Origin of the sequence: Lysinibacillus sp. NPDC096212 (genome assembly GCF_044763105.1) — a bacterium.
Lineage (GTDB): Bacteria > Bacillota > Bacilli > Bacillales_A > Planococcaceae > Lysinibacillus.
The window spans coordinates 193,533-208,838 of the sequence record NZ_JBIWFQ010000004.1; the positions used below are offsets into that span (position 1 = coordinate 193,533).

Annotated in this window: 14 protein-coding genes; 9 read left to right on the forward strand and 5 right to left on the reverse strand. The window is 38.2% G+C overall.

Features of this window, described 5'->3' with window-relative positions; all coding sequences use genetic code 11:
• The first annotated feature begins 380 nt into the window (after nt 1-380).
• Entirely contained in the window at nt 381-1,739 is a 1,359-nt protein-coding gene (locus tag ACIQ7T_RS05860; protein WP_370077637.1) for a PepSY-associated TM helix domain-containing protein, read from the forward strand.
• Nucleotides 1,740-1,787: 48 nt separating this feature from the next.
• On the opposite strand, the gene ACIQ7T_RS05865 is transcribed toward ACIQ7T_RS05860, so the two are convergent.
• The 3 genes from ACIQ7T_RS05865 to ACIQ7T_RS05875 all read right to left on the reverse strand — a co-directional run bounded on the left by ACIQ7T_RS05865 (nt 1,788) and on the right by ACIQ7T_RS05875 (nt 4,652).
• Nucleotides 1,788-2,393 carry a response regulator transcription factor gene (locus tag ACIQ7T_RS05865; RefSeq protein WP_370077639.1) on the reverse strand — a complete coding sequence of 202 codons (606 nt, stop codon included), beginning with the start codon at nt 2,391-2,393 and terminating at the stop codon, nt 1,788-1,790.
• Nucleotides 2,390-3,421: a histidine kinase gene (locus tag ACIQ7T_RS05870; protein WP_402869118.1), complete on the reverse strand. Its 1,032-nt coding sequence runs from the start codon at nt 3,419-3,421 to the stop codon at nt 2,390-2,392. Before ACIQ7T_RS05870 ends, ACIQ7T_RS05865 begins: the two co-directional genes overlap by 4 nt.
• 97 nt (nt 3,422-3,518) lie before the next feature.
• Nucleotides 3,519-4,652 carry a DUF418 domain-containing protein gene (locus tag ACIQ7T_RS05875; protein ID WP_370077687.1) on the reverse strand — a complete coding sequence of 378 codons (1,134 nt, stop codon included), beginning with the start codon at nt 4,650-4,652 and terminating at the stop codon, nt 3,519-3,521.
• Between the two features lie 347 nt (nt 4,653-4,999).
• Here ACIQ7T_RS05875 and ACIQ7T_RS05880 point away from each other — a divergent pair, with 347 nt between their 5' ends.
• Both ACIQ7T_RS05880 and ACIQ7T_RS05885 read left to right on the forward strand, forming a co-directional pair.
• Nucleotides 5,000-5,716, forward strand: a complete 717-nt coding sequence (locus ACIQ7T_RS05880; protein ID WP_370077643.1) for an MBL fold metallo-hydrolase — start codon at nt 5,000-5,002, stop codon at nt 5,714-5,716.
• A 12-nt stretch (nt 5,717-5,728) separates the two neighbouring features.
• On the forward strand, nt 5,729-6,328 hold the full coding sequence (locus ACIQ7T_RS05885; RefSeq protein WP_402869120.1) for a TetR/AcrR family transcriptional regulator: 600 nt from the start codon (nt 5,729-5,731) through the stop codon (nt 6,326-6,328).
• A gap of 192 nt (nt 6,329-6,520) precedes the next feature.
• Here ACIQ7T_RS05885 and ACIQ7T_RS05890 read toward each other — a convergent pair whose 3' ends face one another.
• Complete coding sequence (locus ACIQ7T_RS05890) at nt 6,521-7,255, reverse strand: class I SAM-dependent methyltransferase (protein WP_402869234.1); 735 nt, start codon at nt 7,253-7,255, stop codon at nt 6,521-6,523.
• Between the two features lie 174 nt (nt 7,256-7,429).
• Between ACIQ7T_RS05890 and ACIQ7T_RS05895 the strand changes: the two genes are divergently transcribed.
• The gene (locus tag ACIQ7T_RS05895; RefSeq protein ID WP_370077646.1) at nt 7,430-7,672 is read left to right on the forward strand and encodes a hypothetical protein; all 243 of its coding nucleotides are present in this window, start codon (nt 7,430-7,432) and stop codon (nt 7,670-7,672) included.
• A gap of 131 nt (nt 7,673-7,803) precedes the next feature.
• On the opposite strand, the gene ACIQ7T_RS05900 is transcribed toward ACIQ7T_RS05895, so the two are convergent.
• Nucleotides 7,804-8,844: an NAD(P)/FAD-dependent oxidoreductase gene (locus ACIQ7T_RS05900; RefSeq protein WP_370077648.1), complete on the reverse strand. Its 1,041-nt coding sequence runs from the start codon at nt 8,842-8,844 to the stop codon at nt 7,804-7,806.
• Nucleotides 8,845-8,992: 148 nt separating this feature from the next.
• Between ACIQ7T_RS05900 and ACIQ7T_RS05905 the strand changes: the two genes are divergently transcribed.
• The 5 genes from ACIQ7T_RS05905 to ACIQ7T_RS05925 all read left to right on the forward strand — a co-directional run bounded on the left by ACIQ7T_RS05905 (nt 8,993) and on the right by ACIQ7T_RS05925 (nt 15,247).
• Entirely contained in the window at nt 8,993-9,781 is a 789-nt protein-coding gene (locus tag ACIQ7T_RS05905; RefSeq protein ID WP_402869122.1) for an ABC transporter ATP-binding protein, read from the forward strand.
• A gap of 14 nt (nt 9,782-9,795) precedes the next feature.
• Nucleotides 9,796-10,713 (forward strand): iron-hydroxamate ABC transporter substrate-binding protein, encoded by a 918-nt coding sequence (locus ACIQ7T_RS05910; protein ID WP_402869124.1) that lies wholly within the window; start codon nt 9,796-9,798, stop codon nt 10,711-10,713.
• A 25-nt stretch (nt 10,714-10,738) separates the two neighbouring features.
• Nucleotides 10,739-11,740 (forward strand): FecCD family ABC transporter permease, encoded by a 1,002-nt coding sequence (locus ACIQ7T_RS05915; protein WP_402869125.1) that lies wholly within the window; start codon nt 10,739-10,741, stop codon nt 11,738-11,740.
• Nucleotides 11,733-12,740 (forward strand): FecCD family ABC transporter permease, encoded by a 1,008-nt coding sequence (locus tag ACIQ7T_RS05920; RefSeq protein WP_402869127.1) that lies wholly within the window; start codon nt 11,733-11,735, stop codon nt 12,738-12,740. The genes ACIQ7T_RS05915 and ACIQ7T_RS05920 overlap by 8 nt, the downstream gene beginning before the upstream one ends.
• Nucleotides 12,741-14,299: 1,559 nt before the next feature.
• Nucleotides 14,300-15,247, forward strand: a complete 948-nt coding sequence (locus ACIQ7T_RS05925) for a nuclease-related domain-containing protein (RefSeq protein WP_402869129.1) — start codon at nt 14,300-14,302, stop codon at nt 15,245-15,247.
• The last annotated feature ends 59 nt before the right edge of the window (nt 15,248-15,306 follow it).

Sequence of the window (15,306 nt, forward strand, 5' to 3'; positions counted from 1 at the left end):
AATCGGGCTTTTACGGGCAGTTAATCCCGCACCAAACATCTTCTCTTTGCTAATTTAAGGTTTTAAATCTTTTACCTGAAGCCACGCTTTCGGAACAGATAAATTACTGCCCGTTAAAGCGGGATAAAGTGAAACTTTAATCAGTGGGGCGTATTATCCCCACTGATTATTAGTCTTCACCAAAGTTAAAAGGCTACTTAATGTTCACCTCTTTATGGGGACATTATGTAGCCTTTTTCTATAAAAACAAGCTTTTAATCTAATTATCTCAATAGGAATACATATATTTGTCATAAAAAAAACTCTGGGACTTCATACTTATTTCACTTTTTAACTATATAATAATTTTGCGCTTATTATTATAGATTGGAGAATTAGACATGAAGAACACGCTTTATCAGAGCTTTTGGCGAACGCACTTTTATGCCGCGTTATTTATTACTCCACTTCTTATTTCACTAACATTAAGTGGTATAGGTTTTTTATTTTATACCAATGTTGAAAATCAGTTATATGATAAATACTTTTTTGGTGAAAGTGGAAAAACCGAGATACAATCTATCGATGATGCTGTTAAACTTGCAGAAGAATCATATGCTGGCTATAAAACAAATAAAATTATTGAGTTAGAAGAGCCATACAATACTCGTTTATCGATGAAGAATGCAGATGGCAAAGAGAAATATGTGTTTTTAGATGATCATAACCAAATTATCGGTGGTCAAGATGCTGATTACACATTTGCAAATATTATGAGAAATGCCCATAGTTCCTTATTTATTGGGGGAACGGTTGTCAATTATTTAGTAGAATTAGCTGCGTGCTGGGCTATTTTTTTACTACTTTCAGGCATTTACATGACGTTTAAAGCAAAACTACTAAAGAAAACAAAGCAGACGAACAAACGTCAAAAGAGTAGAAAATTCCATGCTCTTGTTGGGACAATTATTACAATTCCAATGCTTGTTATTATTTTCACAGGTTTACCATGGTCTGCGTTTATGGGGAAATATATTTATCAAGCTTCACAAGATCATCCTTCTTTCGGCACGCCATTATTGCAGCAGCAGCCGCCTACATCTGATGTTAGTGAGATTCCTTGGGCTACTCGTCAAGAAACCCCTCCATCGTCAGATTCAGGACATGCAGCACATCATGGTATGGGGGCTAATATGGGCTATGTTGCTAACCCTAACCAACTAAGTGTGGAAAAGCTAGAACATGAAATTGATGCAATGAATATATCAAAACCTTACGCTATTATTTATCCTACTAGTGAAGACGGTGTCTATACAGTTGCAAAATCTAGTAACACTGGTGTCACAGGTCTTGATGTTAGTCCATATGATGAAACGACAATGTATTTCGATCAATATAGCGGAAAATTTATAGACAAGGTTGGATATGAGGACTATGGCATTCTTGCCAAATGGTTCACATGGGGAATTCCTTTACATGAAGGTCATTTGTTTGGCTGGCCAAATAAATTAATAAATTTACTAGTATGTCTAGCATTTTTAGTAGTTATAGTTTGGGGAGTTAGAACATGGCTACTACGAAAGAAACAAGGTATGCTATCTGCACCACCTAAAATCTCTCAAAAGGTATCCATTCCTTTTATCATTTTCATGATTATTTTAGGTATACTGATGCCACTATTTGGGCTTTCCTTAATTGCTGTCGTACTCGTTGAAATAATTATAAATTTAGTGTCTAAAAATAAAAAAGTAGTTGATTAAAATGCTAAGCGATACTGTATCAAGGAATATAGTATCGCTTTTCTTGTTCTAAAGCCACCCTTTATCACTGGCGACTTGAACAGCTTGTTGTCTAGATTCAACATGGAGCTTTTGAATAGAGGTTGATAAATAGTTTCGGATAGTGCCTTTCGTTAAAAATAACTTTTTACTAATCTCATTTGTTGTGAGCCCTTCTTTTACAAGTTGCAGAACAGCAATTTCGCGTTCATTTAATGGATTCTGTTCTTTCATAAATAACGTTGCAGCTAGATCTCTACTAACTACTTTTTCACCATTCATCACTTTTCTTATTGTTTCAATTAAATAGTCGATCGGCTCATCTTTTAATAAATAACCTTGTACCTCACAATCCATCGCTTTTTGTAAATAGCCAGGGCGTGCAAAGGTAGTGACAATCATCACCTTGCACGGTAAATTTGCCTGTCTTATTTTTTCAGCAAGTTCAAGACCAGTAAGATTCGGCATTTCAATGTCCAATACACAAACATCGGGTAGCTCTTGTTGAATATATTCCCACGCTGTTTGACCATCTGAAACTTCCGCGATCACTTTTATATCAGGCTCAAACGACAACAAGGAAGTCATGGCGCCACGTAACATTTGTTGATCCTCAGCTAGTAATACTCTTATCATGAAGTTGGCTCCTTTTTATAGTGTTGGTTAGGCAGTGTTAAGGTCACAATCGTTCCGCCTGTCGGTAAGTTGCCAATGGAAGCATTTCCTTGAAGGGCATTCATTCTTTCTTTCATCGATGAAAGTCCATTCCCATGCCCTTGGATATGTAAGCCGACACCATCGTCAACAACGTTTATCTTTAAAATTCCATTAATATAGTTGATATCTATTTGGCATTTTTTTGCTTGACTATGTTTAATAATATTTGTAGCTGCTTCCCGAAGACATAAGGACAGCATCGTTTCCTCCACACTAGCTAGTAGCAGCTTTGGACAGTTATTTTTTATTTTTATGGAAATATCCGCTGTTTGTAAATGCTGCTTACAATGTATAAGTTCACTTTCTAACGAAATAAAATTCATATCGGAGACTAATTCTCTTACTTGCTTTAGTGCTGTTCGTGCTGTTGCTAAAATATCATTTAGCTCATCTTTAACACGCATTGTATCTTTATCGACTAATTTTGATGTTAGTTCGGTTTTTATTTTAATCATTGTCAATGTATGACCAAGCGTATCGTGGAGGTCTCTCGCAATACGTTGTCTTTCTTCTTGCTGAACAAGCTGGGTATTTACCTCTGTTAATTTTGATTGTAATTTTTTTGATTTTTCTACGTAGTAAATTAGCATTGGAAACAGTAGCTGAATGATCATAATAGGTATTATTGCTTGGGATTGTAATTTGAAAGATGCTCCTGATTCAAACCAAATAACTATTAAAAACATAAAGGCAATCGCAATCATTCCAATAGCAATATGCCATTTCTTTTTAGCTCTCCCAATTAAATCAGCAAAAATAAATCCAAAAACTAACATAGAAGAACCTTCATAAATACCCAATATGATAATAAGCGTAAAGCCTAGTAAAGAAGCTAACAGTAAACGCCAATCTTTAAACCATAAAGCAATATAGAAGGCTACTAAAAATAACATAAGGATAATTATTTTAGCCATTAACGGTATTGGAGAATTCGAACTCAATACCATTGTAAATAAAAAAACAAGCGATACAACATCGATAATTAAATAGTACTTTACCTGGTCTCTTGGATAAATCTTTATAGTTCACACCAACCCTTGTCGATTATTTCTGTGTGACACTTTGAATGGCGTGTTTCCGAATCCATTCCATTGGCCCAACATGAAAATGCTTGATACAAATATGTGCCATGAAAAGTTGTAGAAAGGAGAGGGTTAGCCAAATGCTGATAACTTCAATGCTATTCAATTTTCCACCTAAACCTAAGCCCCAGCCATAGAAAATAATAGATGCAATAACGTTTTGAAGCACATAGCAACTTAAAGACATTTTCCCAATCTCGCCAAATCTCTTCCATAACCAATCAAGCTTCTTATATTCTATCATTTTACCTAAAATACCAATATAACCAATTGATAGAATTGGTGCGAATAAATAACGTACAGGTAAATCAAATGCTCCTCCAGGAATAAAGATCAGGAGATTTAAAGGTATCCCAATAAAAATACCGATTTTGAATAGTTTTTGACGCGCTTGACGACCTTTGTCATCTTGTGAAAATACACCATTCCTCATCAGTTTTACGCCAAGTAAAAATAAAAAGATATTCATTGGAATAATAAAAATAGCTTCTGTTCTATAATAAAGAAAATTTGTTAAACGATATTGTATTTGCTCAAGCCAAGTTCCATTTTCATAAAGACTGACGACTGGATCGAGTCCAGCAAGGGAAACATTGATGGCACCTAGCAATGCACTAACTAAAATAAGCAGAATCGTCAGTGCGTGGAAACTACCAAAAACGTATAAAGCACGTTTAATCGCTCTATCACCAAATTTAACGATAAAAGCAACGATGACGGCTGTCACAGCATAGCTCATTAAAATATCATATTCCATAACTAAGGTGAAGTGGATAAGCCCCTCCATAAATAAAAAGACTATCGTCCAAATATACATGCCTGGCCAAGCATTTCCTTTTCGCAAAGCTTGCTGATATTTTAATTCTAGACCTACACCAAACATGATTGTTAATAAACCAAGGAGTTTACCGTTTACTAAAAAAAGGACTGCCATTCGTAAAAAGTCGTTCAATGACCACCAACCTGAAAAACTACTCGTTGTGATATACGAAATATCTCCAAGATAAGCAAAAATCCAAATATTTGTGCCAAGTGTCCCTAATACAGCAAAGCCCCGTAACATATCGATTAGGGGTAATCTTTGTTGAACCTTCATCATAAAATCACTCTTTCTTTGTTTTCTTATAATTATGATAAGAAAACGAAAGGGAAAAACATATTCACACCAGTCAAAGGTTCTTTATGACAGGTGTCATTTTATGGTTTATCAAGTGCAAGGGAAATAAAAAACAGTTATGCTTTTTATTAACACTATGGTGTTTTGGGTAGGGAAAATAGGAAGCGGTCACTTTTAGAATAATGTATTAGAAAAGCAGGAATCTTTCCTTCGAGGCACGAGAATTTTAGTCAAAATCTAAATTTCCTTAATTTAAATATTGCGAAAACTAATCATATTAGTTAAAATAGAAATACGATTAGTTGATAAAGGGGATTTGATTTAGAATGAAAATTACGAAGATTGGTACAGTGTTTCAATTGTCATTTATGCCAAGGATTTTTCCTGTTAATTGTTATATTGTAGAAGAAGAAAGCGAGCTTACACTTATCGATGCAGCCTTACCATATAGTGCAAAAAGTATAATAAAAGCGGCTGAAAGTATTGGTAAACCGATTACAAGAATCATCATTACTCATGCACATAGTGATCATATAGGAGCGCTAGACACGTTAAAAGAATTATTACCAGATAGTCAAGTGTGCATTTCTTCCAGAGATGCTTTGTTATTGGAAGGAAATAGTGCATTACTTCCAAATGAAAAAAACACACCCATTCGGGGAGGTATTCCAAAAAATATTAAGACTAAACCGGACTTATTACTCGAAGAAGGTGATTGTGTTGGTTCATTAGAAGTGATTGCAACTCCAGGTCATACACCTGGTTCCATCACACTTTTCGACACACGCAATAGAAGTTTAATCGCGGGTGATGCCCTCGTAACAAGAGGAAAACTACTAGTATCGGGAGTAATGAATCCGTTGTTTCCATTTCCTGCTCTAGCAACATGGGATAAAAGCACAGCTCTAATAAGCGCAAAAAAATTAAGGGATTTAAATCCAAGCTTACTTGCTGTGGGGCACGGAAAGATGTTGAAGCAACCACAGGAACTTTTGGACATAGCAATAGCAGAAGCAGAAAAAAATTTTAGACAATCAAAATAGGAAGTGAAAAAAATGTCCCGTCGAATGAAAATAGATATATCGATTATTTTACAAAAGGCAACGGAGCTAGTTGATGAACAAGGATTGGATCAACTTTCAATTGGACTATTAGCAGAAAAATTGGAAATACGACCACCTTCCTTGTATAACCATCTTGATGGATTAAATGAATTGAAGCAGAAGTTAGCTATTCAAGGCGTAAACAAATTAAATGAATATATGCTTCAAGCTGCAGTAGGACGTTCAGGTGATGATGCCGTTCGTGCAATTAGTCAGGCATATATTCAATTTGTTAGAGAGCATCCGGGGTTGTATGATGCAAGCACTCGCTTTCCAGATACTAACGATCAAGAACTTCAGCAAGCCCAAGAAGCTGTCGTGCAACTTGTACTTCAAGTGCTTGATGCCTATAATTTACAAGAAGAAATTGCTATTCATATGGTCAGAGGGTTACGAAGTATTCTACATGGATTCACTTCTATTGAACAAATGGGGGGATTTGGGATGCCACTTGATATCAATAAAAGCTTTTTAATCTTAATCAATACTTTTATTGAGGGCATTCATGCAGTGACGATTAATGAAGATAAATACATGCAAAGGAATGACTAAGGAGGAAATCTTGCTCTTTTTTACTTTAAGTGGGGGGCTAGGGAAAAGAAAGAAGCGGGAAATGGCACAAAGGATTAATTTCCCGCTATAAATTGTTGAACAGAATGGATGTTGAAGTGGGTGATTTGTCGTTGAACGAGTCTGCTGCTCTTTTTTATTTACATAGCAGTTAAGTTAAATAACATCCTCACACTATTTAGTACATGAATAAATTCTATAGTCTAAAACGCCTTCATACTTTAAGTTCATTTCAAAATGTTTATCCATTACCTCATAAAGTTCAGGTGCAATATCCTTCGAGTGATGAAGCTCAGGAATGGAGAAGATTGATTTATTTTTTTGAATACGAATATTTTTAAAACCAGCCTGGTTAAACAAAGCTACCCAATCCTTTTTCATTGAACAAGAATCAAATCCATAAAACTGTTTGATTTCCTTTTCAATTTTTTCTTCAAGTGGTTGATGAATAGTAAATTCAATGGCAATAAACCGACCACCTTTTTTTAATAAACGAAAAATTTCTTTCAGGGCATTAGGTTTATTGACAAAAGAAAGAACAGATTCAGAAATAATAAAATCAAATGTATGATCAGGTAACGGCACTTGTTCTATAGAGCATTGAATTATTTTAACGGGTAAGTGATTTTTTTTCATTCTCTTTTTAGCCTTTGCGACCATTTCAGGATTGATATCAATACCAGTTACTTTTGCTTCATATGTTTCCGCCAAATAGGCAGAAGTTTGGCCTGTACCACACCCTGCATCCAAAATGCGGGAGTTTTCGTTAATGCTCTCTACCTTGAATATTTCCTTAGTTAGATTAATGCCACCAGGATGCGCACCGCCAACGCCAAATTTGGACAGAAAATCTAGATATTTTGAATTTTGAATCGGAATCCCTTCTTTATTCGTATTTTTGTATAATATGAAATTAAAAAAAGTATGGTTCCAGAGTTGTCATGAAGAACCTTTCAGAAAGGAAGGAGAGAATGATAAATAATTGGGCTTCAATATATATTTTTAGCAACTTCTCCGATAGTCTAAACAATAAAAAAATACAGACGTATACTAGTAAAAAGATATTTGATAGGGGGTGAATTGATGCCATTTTATCCGCCTAATTCTAGAATGAGACCATTACCACCAAGATATAGACAAGGTTTTGGCCCTCCTATTCAAGGTAGAAGGGTGCAACCTTTCTTTAACCCTAATCAACAACCCCAAACTTCTAGATTTGGAAGATTACCACAGCATTTAAATACCATTATGGGCCATGCGGGAACAATAACAAATGGAGTTGGTATGTTAAGGCAAATGGGTGCATTTTTAAATTTCTTTAGGTAGATTATTTCGATGGGTCTTTTAAAGTCCATCCTATAAAGATAGCAAGAAAGGCTTAAGAACCCCTCTGAAGAGTAAATTTTCTTAAGAGGGGTTGTTGTGATTGAATAATCATTGTATTTAGTTTTTAATGATTATTTAAGGTGCTTTTCAATAATAGAGCGATTTTTCTCTTTAAACACTTCATTATGTGATGACACGACCCCGTGACGATAGGCAGTAGGTTCTAAATACGTTTTAATAGAGTTCACGGCATTGGCTGCATCTTGGAAAGTACCTAAAAGGAGATGAATCTTCCCTTCAAATGCTAAAATATCACCCGCTGCAAAAATACCGGGTTGCTCAGTTTCTCCCGTTGCTTTTCCTTCGAAATAGTAATCATCTTTTTTAGGAATGGTCAGTGATTGATCCAATGCTAATGATGCTTCGCGGTTATAGCCATGACTAACAATTACTTCATCGATTTGACGCGTATAACTTTGCTTTGTTTTTGAGTTTTCACATGTCACTAATTGAATCGCTGTTTTGTCAGCATTAGCAGTCAATTTTGAAATAGTTGTATGGCATTCAATCTTTACACCAGCATCTAAAGCTTCTTGTATTGTTGATTCATGCGCAGATAACTTATCTTTCCGATAAACTACAGTTACATTTTTAGCGATAGGACTAAGTTCAACTGCCCAATCAATAGCCGCATTTCCGCCTCCTGAAATAATAATTTCCTTGTCCACAAAGTGTCGATAAGATTGCACTGTATAGTGTAAATTAGTCATTTCATATTTTTCTGCTCCTTCTAGTGAAAGCTTTTGAGGGTTAATAATTCCGCCACCAACTGCTAAAAGAACGGTTTTAGAATAATGTTTATCTCCTTGCGCCGTATGTAGAACAAAAATTTCATCTTGGCGCTCGATAAAATCGACTTTCATACCTGTTAAAATGGTTGGATCAAAAGTTTTTGCCTGCGCAATCAACTGTTTTACAAATTGTTCGCCTAACACAGGAGGGTGTCCGCCAATATCCCAAATGAGCTTTTCAGGATAAAGTAAAACTTTACCACCAAGCTGATGTTGACTCTCAATTAACTTCGTCTTCAATCCTCGTAAACCACTATAAAAGGCACTATATAGACCTGCGGGGCCACCGCCAATAATTGTTACATCGTATAAATGTTGCATTTATAACACCACATCCTTAAAAAATAATAAAAAAGTATTTGACAAAACTTTATAGGAAAACTAGACTAACTTTAGTGATAATGATTATCATTATCGGTTATTCGTTATCATAGCATGGAAAGAAGTAAAAGGAAAGAGAGGTTATGTTGTGCGTTTACAAGTTGAATCGATTCGTATCGGCTACGAGGACAAAACGATTGTGCATGATTTATCGCTACAAATTCCAGACGGTAAAATAACGACCATTATTGGTTCCAATGGCTGTGGCAAATCAACACTTTTAAAGGCCATTACAAGGATTTTGAAGCATAAGAGTGGACAAGTCATATTAGATGGTCAAAATATTTCCGAGATGAACACAAAAGAATTGGCGAAAGAACTCGCCATCTTACCACAAAGCCCGGAAAGTGCACATGGTTTAACAGTAGAAGAACTTGTATCCTACGGTCGATTTCCATATCAAAAAGGCTTCGGTAATTTATCGAAAAAGGATAAAGAAATGATTGACTGGGCCTTAAAGGTAACTAAAACGGATGACTTTCGTCAGAACACGGTTGATGCCTTATCAGGTGGACAGCGTCAACGAGTGTGGATTGCGATGGCATTAGCGCAAGAGACCGATATTATTTTTTTAGATGAGCCAACAACGTATTTAGATATGGCCCATCAGTTAGAGGTTTTAGAATTACTTTACAAGCTTAACGAAGAAGAGGGACGCACAATTGTTATGGTGCTACATGATTTAAATCAGGCAGCCCGTTTTTCAGATTTTATCGTTGCGCTGTCAAAAGGAGAGCTTGTGAAGTTTGGTACTGCAGAGGAAGTCATGGTACCTGAAGTATTAGAAAAAGTGTTTAATATTGATGCAGTCATTGGTAAAGATCCACGAACAGATAAGCCAATGTGCATTACATATAACTTACTAGAAACAGTGTAAAAGGAGATATATTTATGAAAAAGTGGCTATTACCAATGTTTATGATGGTCGTACTAGTGCTTGCAGCGTGCGGCAATAAAGAAGAGAAGGCGGAAGAGGGCTCTAAAGATAAAACATCTGCAGAAACGATTACGTATCAATCAGAATCAGGTCCTATTGAAGTACCAGCTAACCCTAAACGTGTAGTTGTGTTATCTTCATTTGTTGGGGATTTACTACAGCTTGGCGTTAATGTTGTCGGTGTTGATTCATGGGCTGCAGATAATCCAAACTTCCAAGATGATATTAAAGATGCAGTAGTTGTTGAGAATACGGATATCGAAAAAATTATCGAGCTTGAGCCAGATTTGATTATTGGTTTAAATGGTATTGAAAATGCGGATAAATTAGCAGAAATCGCACCAACTGTATTATTTACTTATGGTAAAGTAGATTATTTACAACAATTTATTGAAATCGGTAAGGCTGTTAATAAAGAAAAAGAAGCAACCGGTTGGGTAAAAGATTTTAAAGAGCGTGCCGCAGAAGCGGGTACAAAAATTAAAGAAAAAATCGGCGAAAATGCAACCGTTACTGTTGCAGAAATGTTCAATAAACAATTGTATGTTTATGGAGATAACTGGGGTCGTGGCACAGAAATTATATATCAAGAAATGGGCTTGAAAATGCCTGAGAAAGTGAAGGAAGGTGCTTTAAAACCAGGTTATTTAGCCATTTCTCAAGAGGTATTAGGGGATTACGCGGGTGACTATGTGATTTTTAGTACATTTAAAGGCGAAGATAGCGCCATTAAAAATGCTGCGTGGTTTAAAGATTTAGAGGCTGAGAAAAATGGCCATTTATTTGAAGTGAATGCCAACGAATTTTACTTTAATGACCCAATCACTTTAGATTATCAACTAGATTTCTTTGAAAAGAAATTTTTACAATAATTTCAGTAGAGAGTAGCGAAGGAAAATGATAAAGTTTCGACATTTCCCATTTTGGCTTCAGGTGTTGCTTTCACTGATCTTATTAGCAGTGACAGTTACGATTTCACTTTGTATCGGCGCAGCAAATACGAGCATTCAAGATGTTTATCAAGCGATTGTCGGACAAGACGGTGGCAAGCATTATGCTATTTTAAGAGAAATTCGATTTCCTCGTATTATTGCTGCTATTTTTGTAGGTAGTGCACTCGCAGTTGCTGGGGCTATTATGCAAGGAGTTACTAGAAATCCGTTAGCGGATCCGGGACTTCTTGGCCTCACAGCAGGTGCGAATGCAGCACTTGCATTGACGATGGCATTCATCCCAAATTCCTCGTATTATATGCTTATTTTTGCATGTTTCGTAGGTGCGGGCGTAGGGATGATTGTTGTCTATGGTATTGGCGCTTCAACTAAGAATGGCTTTTCTCCATTAAAGTTAGTTTTAGCTGGGGCAGCTGTTTCCGCTTTATTACAAGCAATAGCAGATGGTACGGGAATATTATTTCAAATTTCAAAAGATGTTTCGATGTGGACGAGTGGTGGTTTAATAGGTACTACATGGCAAGCTTTAATAATTGCTCCGGTTATTGTGGTCGGATTAATTGTAGCGTTTGCATTTAGTCGTCAGCTAACCATTTTAAGTTTAAATGAAGAAGTGGCTGTTGGATTAGGACAAAATACAGCCGTTATTAAAGGAATTATGATGTTTGTCGTTGTAATTCTTGCAGGCTCCGCAGTAGCACTTGTAGGTAATCTAGCATTTGTTGGTTTAATGGTGCCACATATTGTCCGTGCAATTGTAGGGACAGACTATCGATTTGTCTTACCGATGAGTGCTATTATCGGTGGATGGTTTATGGTGACCGCGGATTTTGCAGGTAGAATGATTAATGCTCCATATGAAACTCCGGTAGTTGCCATTATTTCAATAATCGGCCTTCCGTTCTTCTTACTTCTTGTTCGGAAGGGAGGTCGTCAGATTGTTTAATGTCGGGCGAAAAAAACAACGTAGATGGTTATTGGTTTGGATCTTATTAACAATAGTAATTTTTGTTATGGGTATTTCAATGGGAGCAGCTTCGGTTTCGATTGATCGCATACTACCGATTTTAATGGGAGACGGTAGCTTCAAAGAATCATTCGTATTGTTCTCTGTTCGCTTGCCAAGATTGTTTGTGCTGGCAGCTGCAGGGATGGCGTTAGCTTTAGCCGGTGCCGTTTTGCAGGGGGTGACCCGTAATGACTTAGCGGACCCTGGTATTATTGGGATTAATGCAGGTGCAGGTGTTGGGATTACCCTTTTTTATCTCCTTGTCAATGGAGACTTACCTAACTTTGCGTATATGTTACCACTTGTAGGATTTTGTAGCGCTTTATTAACGGCAATCTGCATTTACTTTTTCTCGTACAAGCGCAATGAAGGTGTGCAGCCGGTCCAACTCATTTTAGTCGGAGTAGGTGTAGCATCTGCCTTATCGGGTGTAATGATCATATTAATTTCCTCAGCTGAGCGTAGTGATGTGCAATTTATCGCGCAATGGCTTGCGGGCAATATTTGGGGAACAGATTGGCCATTCTTCTGGGCTTTATTGCCTTGGCTTGTGCTAGGCATTCCATTTATTTTTTATAAAGCAAATGTGTTAAACGTACTGGCGATGACAGAACAAACGGCGGTTGGCTTAGGCTTAAATATAGGTCGAGAGCGTTTACAATTATTAGTTGTCTCTGTAGCACTAGCTGCGGCAGCTGTATCGGTCACAGGAGGCATTGCCTTTATCGGTCTCATGGCTCCACATATTGCAAAACAGCTTGTCGGACCACGCTACCAGTTCTTTCTACCCCTGACATTGTTTATCGGTGCAAGCTTACTAATGCTAGCGGATACAATTGGCCGCGTAGCTATTTCAAGTGCAACAGTACCAGCAGGTATTGTCGTAGCATGTATCGGTGCACCTTATTTTTTATATTTACTACGAAAAAACGACTGAATGGCTTTGGCTGTTCAGTTGTTTTTTTATGTTGAAAGGCTTTATGGAAAGAAGTCTCAGAGCGACGGAAAGAACCCTGCATCGACGGATGGCAATCCCAGGGCGACAGATCGAAATAGCGGCGACGGAAAGCGAGGCCCCACCGACGGAAAGAAGTCTCAGAGCGACGGAAGGAACTCCTGCATCGACGGATGGCAATCCCAGGGCGACGGATCGAAATAGCAGCGACGGAAAGCGAGGCCCCACCGACGGAAAGAAGTCTCCGAGCGACGGAAAGAACTTCCTGAGGCGACGGATAGAATTAATGGCGACGGAAAGCAAGGCCAGACCGACGGAAAGAAGTCTCCGAGCGACGGAAAGAACTCCTACATCGACGGATGGCAATCCCAGAGCGACAGATCGAAATAGCGGCGACGGAAAGCGAGGCCCCACCGACGGAAAGAAGTCTCAGAGCGACGGAAGGAACTTCTGCATCGGCGGAAAGAAGTCTCAGAGCGACGGAAAGAACTCCTGCATCGACGGATGGCAATCCCAGGGCGACAGATCGAAATAATGGCGACGGAAAGCGAGGCCCCACCGACGGAAAGAAGTCTCCGAGCGACGGAAAGAACTTCTGCATCGACGGAAAGAAAGCCCGAGCCGACGGATAGAATTAATGGCGACGGAAAGCAAGGCCAGACCGACGGAAAGAAGTCTCAAAGCGACGGAAAGAACAGCGACATCGACGGAAAGAAAGCCTGAGGCGACGGATAGAATTAATGGCGACGGAAAGCAAGGCCAGACCGACGGAAAGAAAGCCTGAGGCGACGGATAAAATTAGCGTCGACGGAAAGTAAGGCCAGACCGACGGAAAGAAGTCTCCGAGCGACGGAAAGAACTTCTGCATCGGCGGAAAGAAGTCTCAGAGCGACGGAAGGAACTCCTGCATCGACGGATGGCAATCCCAGGGCGACGGATCGAAATAGCAGCGACGGAAAGCGAGGCCCCACCGACGGAAAGAAGTCTCCGAGCGACGGAAAGAACTTCTGCATCGACGGAAAGAACTTCTGCATCGACGGAAAGAAAGCCTGAGGCAACGGATAGAATTAATGGCGACGGAAAGCAAGGCCAGGCCGACGGAAAGAAGTCTCAAAGCGACGGAAAGAACAGCGACATCGACGGAAAGAAAGCCTGAGGCGACGGATAAAATTAGCGTCGACGGAAAGTAAGGCCAGACCGACGGAAAGAAGTCTCCGAGCGACGGAAAGAACAGCGACATCGACGGAAAGAAAGCCCCAGTCGACGGATAGAATTAATGGCGACGGAAAGCAAGGCCAGACCGACGGAAAGAAGTCTCAAAGCGACGGAAAGAACTCCTGCATCGACGGAAGGAACGCTGACATCGACGGAAAGCGAGCAAAAAAATACTAGCAAGAGCTGAATAGTAGGAATTTTTCCGTTCTTTCTATCTAAAAAAGTTGATGAAAGATTTAATTTGTATTATATGTATTTCAAGTTTTTTGGAACCTCTTTTAATGAGGTTCTTTTTTTATACAATAGTTATAGGGGGTGAAGAAACAATGATTTTATTAGACCGTCAGGAATCGGAGCAACACAAAATTTTAGATGCTTTGATACGGAGATTACCTAGCACACATACTGAATACATGAATTATTTTGAGAGGTTGAGGCGTATACACGCAGGCTTTGCTGGTGAGCAAAGAGTAGATGCCGAATGGCTTGAAATTATTTTACATCATCAGCATTATTTTCTTCATGATTTACAAATACTTAATCACTTTGGCACTACTCATCAAATAGACACCGTTTTACTTTGTCCTCAATTTATATTGATACTCGAAATTAAAAATGTAACAGGCTTTCTTGATTTCGATGAATCCTTTAATCAATTTACACGAACTACAGCTGAAGGGGATATCGAGGGAATGACTAATCCATTTCATCAAGGGAGGCGACATATGGAATGGATGATGGGAATGTTGCATCAGTCACGGCTTGAGATTCCTGTCCATTATGCTGTCGTATTGGCTACGAAAAATGCTATTTTATCGAAGAGTTTAAGGGGACAACCAATTTTTCATGTTTCAGGTTTACGTTATCATGTTCGAGAATGGCTTCAACAGCATAAAAAGGCGGGGGTGGATGAAGAAAAGTTATTTCAATTTGCTTCTAAATTATTATCCATGCATAGGCCAATCAAAAGAGAAATAGCACTGCCTGTCCGAGATTTAGTAAAAGGTGTGCTATGTGAAAGTTGTTTAAATGGACAGACAATGAACTATCGTTTCTCAAAATGGTATTGTCAGCGTTGCGGAGCAGTTGATCAAGAGGCAATTTTTAGGACGCTTGAAGATTATCGATTGCTAGTAGGCGAAACGATAACAAATAAAAGCTTTTGTGAGTTTTTTGCAATAGATTCGCCGAATACAGCTTATAAATTACTACAAAAGTTACCGTTGAAAGCTGAGGGTACAAAAAGTAACAGGAAGTATTGGATTGTAAATTAAAGAGCAGAAATTCAAGCGGTCTGAAGTTTTGCTAGAAATGTTGCAGAAGGCTAGAAGTC

Excerpts from the sequence above, each read along its gene's own strand:
- ACIQ7T_RS05860 (WP_370077637.1), top strand. The coding sequence starts at position 381 with ATGAAGAACACGCTTTATCAGAGCTTTTGGCGAACGCACTTTTATGCC.
- ACIQ7T_RS05865 (WP_370077639.1), bottom strand. The coding sequence starts at position 2,393 with ATGATAAGAGTATTACTAGCTGAGGATCAACAAATGTTACGTGGCGCC.
- ACIQ7T_RS05870 (WP_402869118.1), bottom strand. The coding sequence starts at position 3,421 with ATGGTATTGAGTTCGAATTCTCCAATACCGTTAATGGCTAAAATAATT.
- ACIQ7T_RS05875 (WP_370077687.1), bottom strand. The coding sequence starts at position 4,652 with ATGAAGGTTCAACAAAGATTACCCCTAATCGATATGTTACGGGGCTTT.
- ACIQ7T_RS05880 (WP_370077643.1), top strand. The coding sequence starts at position 5,000 with ATGAAAATTACGAAGATTGGTACAGTGTTTCAATTGTCATTTATGCCA.
- ACIQ7T_RS05885 (WP_402869120.1), top strand. The coding sequence starts at position 5,729 with ATGTCCCGTCGAATGAAAATAGATATATCGATTATTTTACAAAAGGCA.
- ACIQ7T_RS05895 (WP_370077646.1), top strand. The coding sequence starts at position 7,430 with ATGCCATTTTATCCGCCTAATTCTAGAATGAGACCATTACCACCAAGA.
- ACIQ7T_RS05900 (WP_370077648.1), bottom strand. The coding sequence starts at position 8,844 with ATGCAACATTTATACGATGTAACAATTATTGGCGGTGGCCCCGCAGGT.
- ACIQ7T_RS05910 (WP_402869124.1), top strand. The coding sequence starts at position 9,796 with ATGAAAAAGTGGCTATTACCAATGTTTATGATGGTCGTACTAGTGCTT.
- ACIQ7T_RS05915 (WP_402869125.1), top strand. The coding sequence starts at position 10,739 with ATGATAAAGTTTCGACATTTCCCATTTTGGCTTCAGGTGTTGCTTTCA.
- ACIQ7T_RS05925 (WP_402869129.1), top strand. The coding sequence starts at position 14,300 with ATGATTTTATTAGACCGTCAGGAATCGGAGCAACACAAAATTTTAGAT.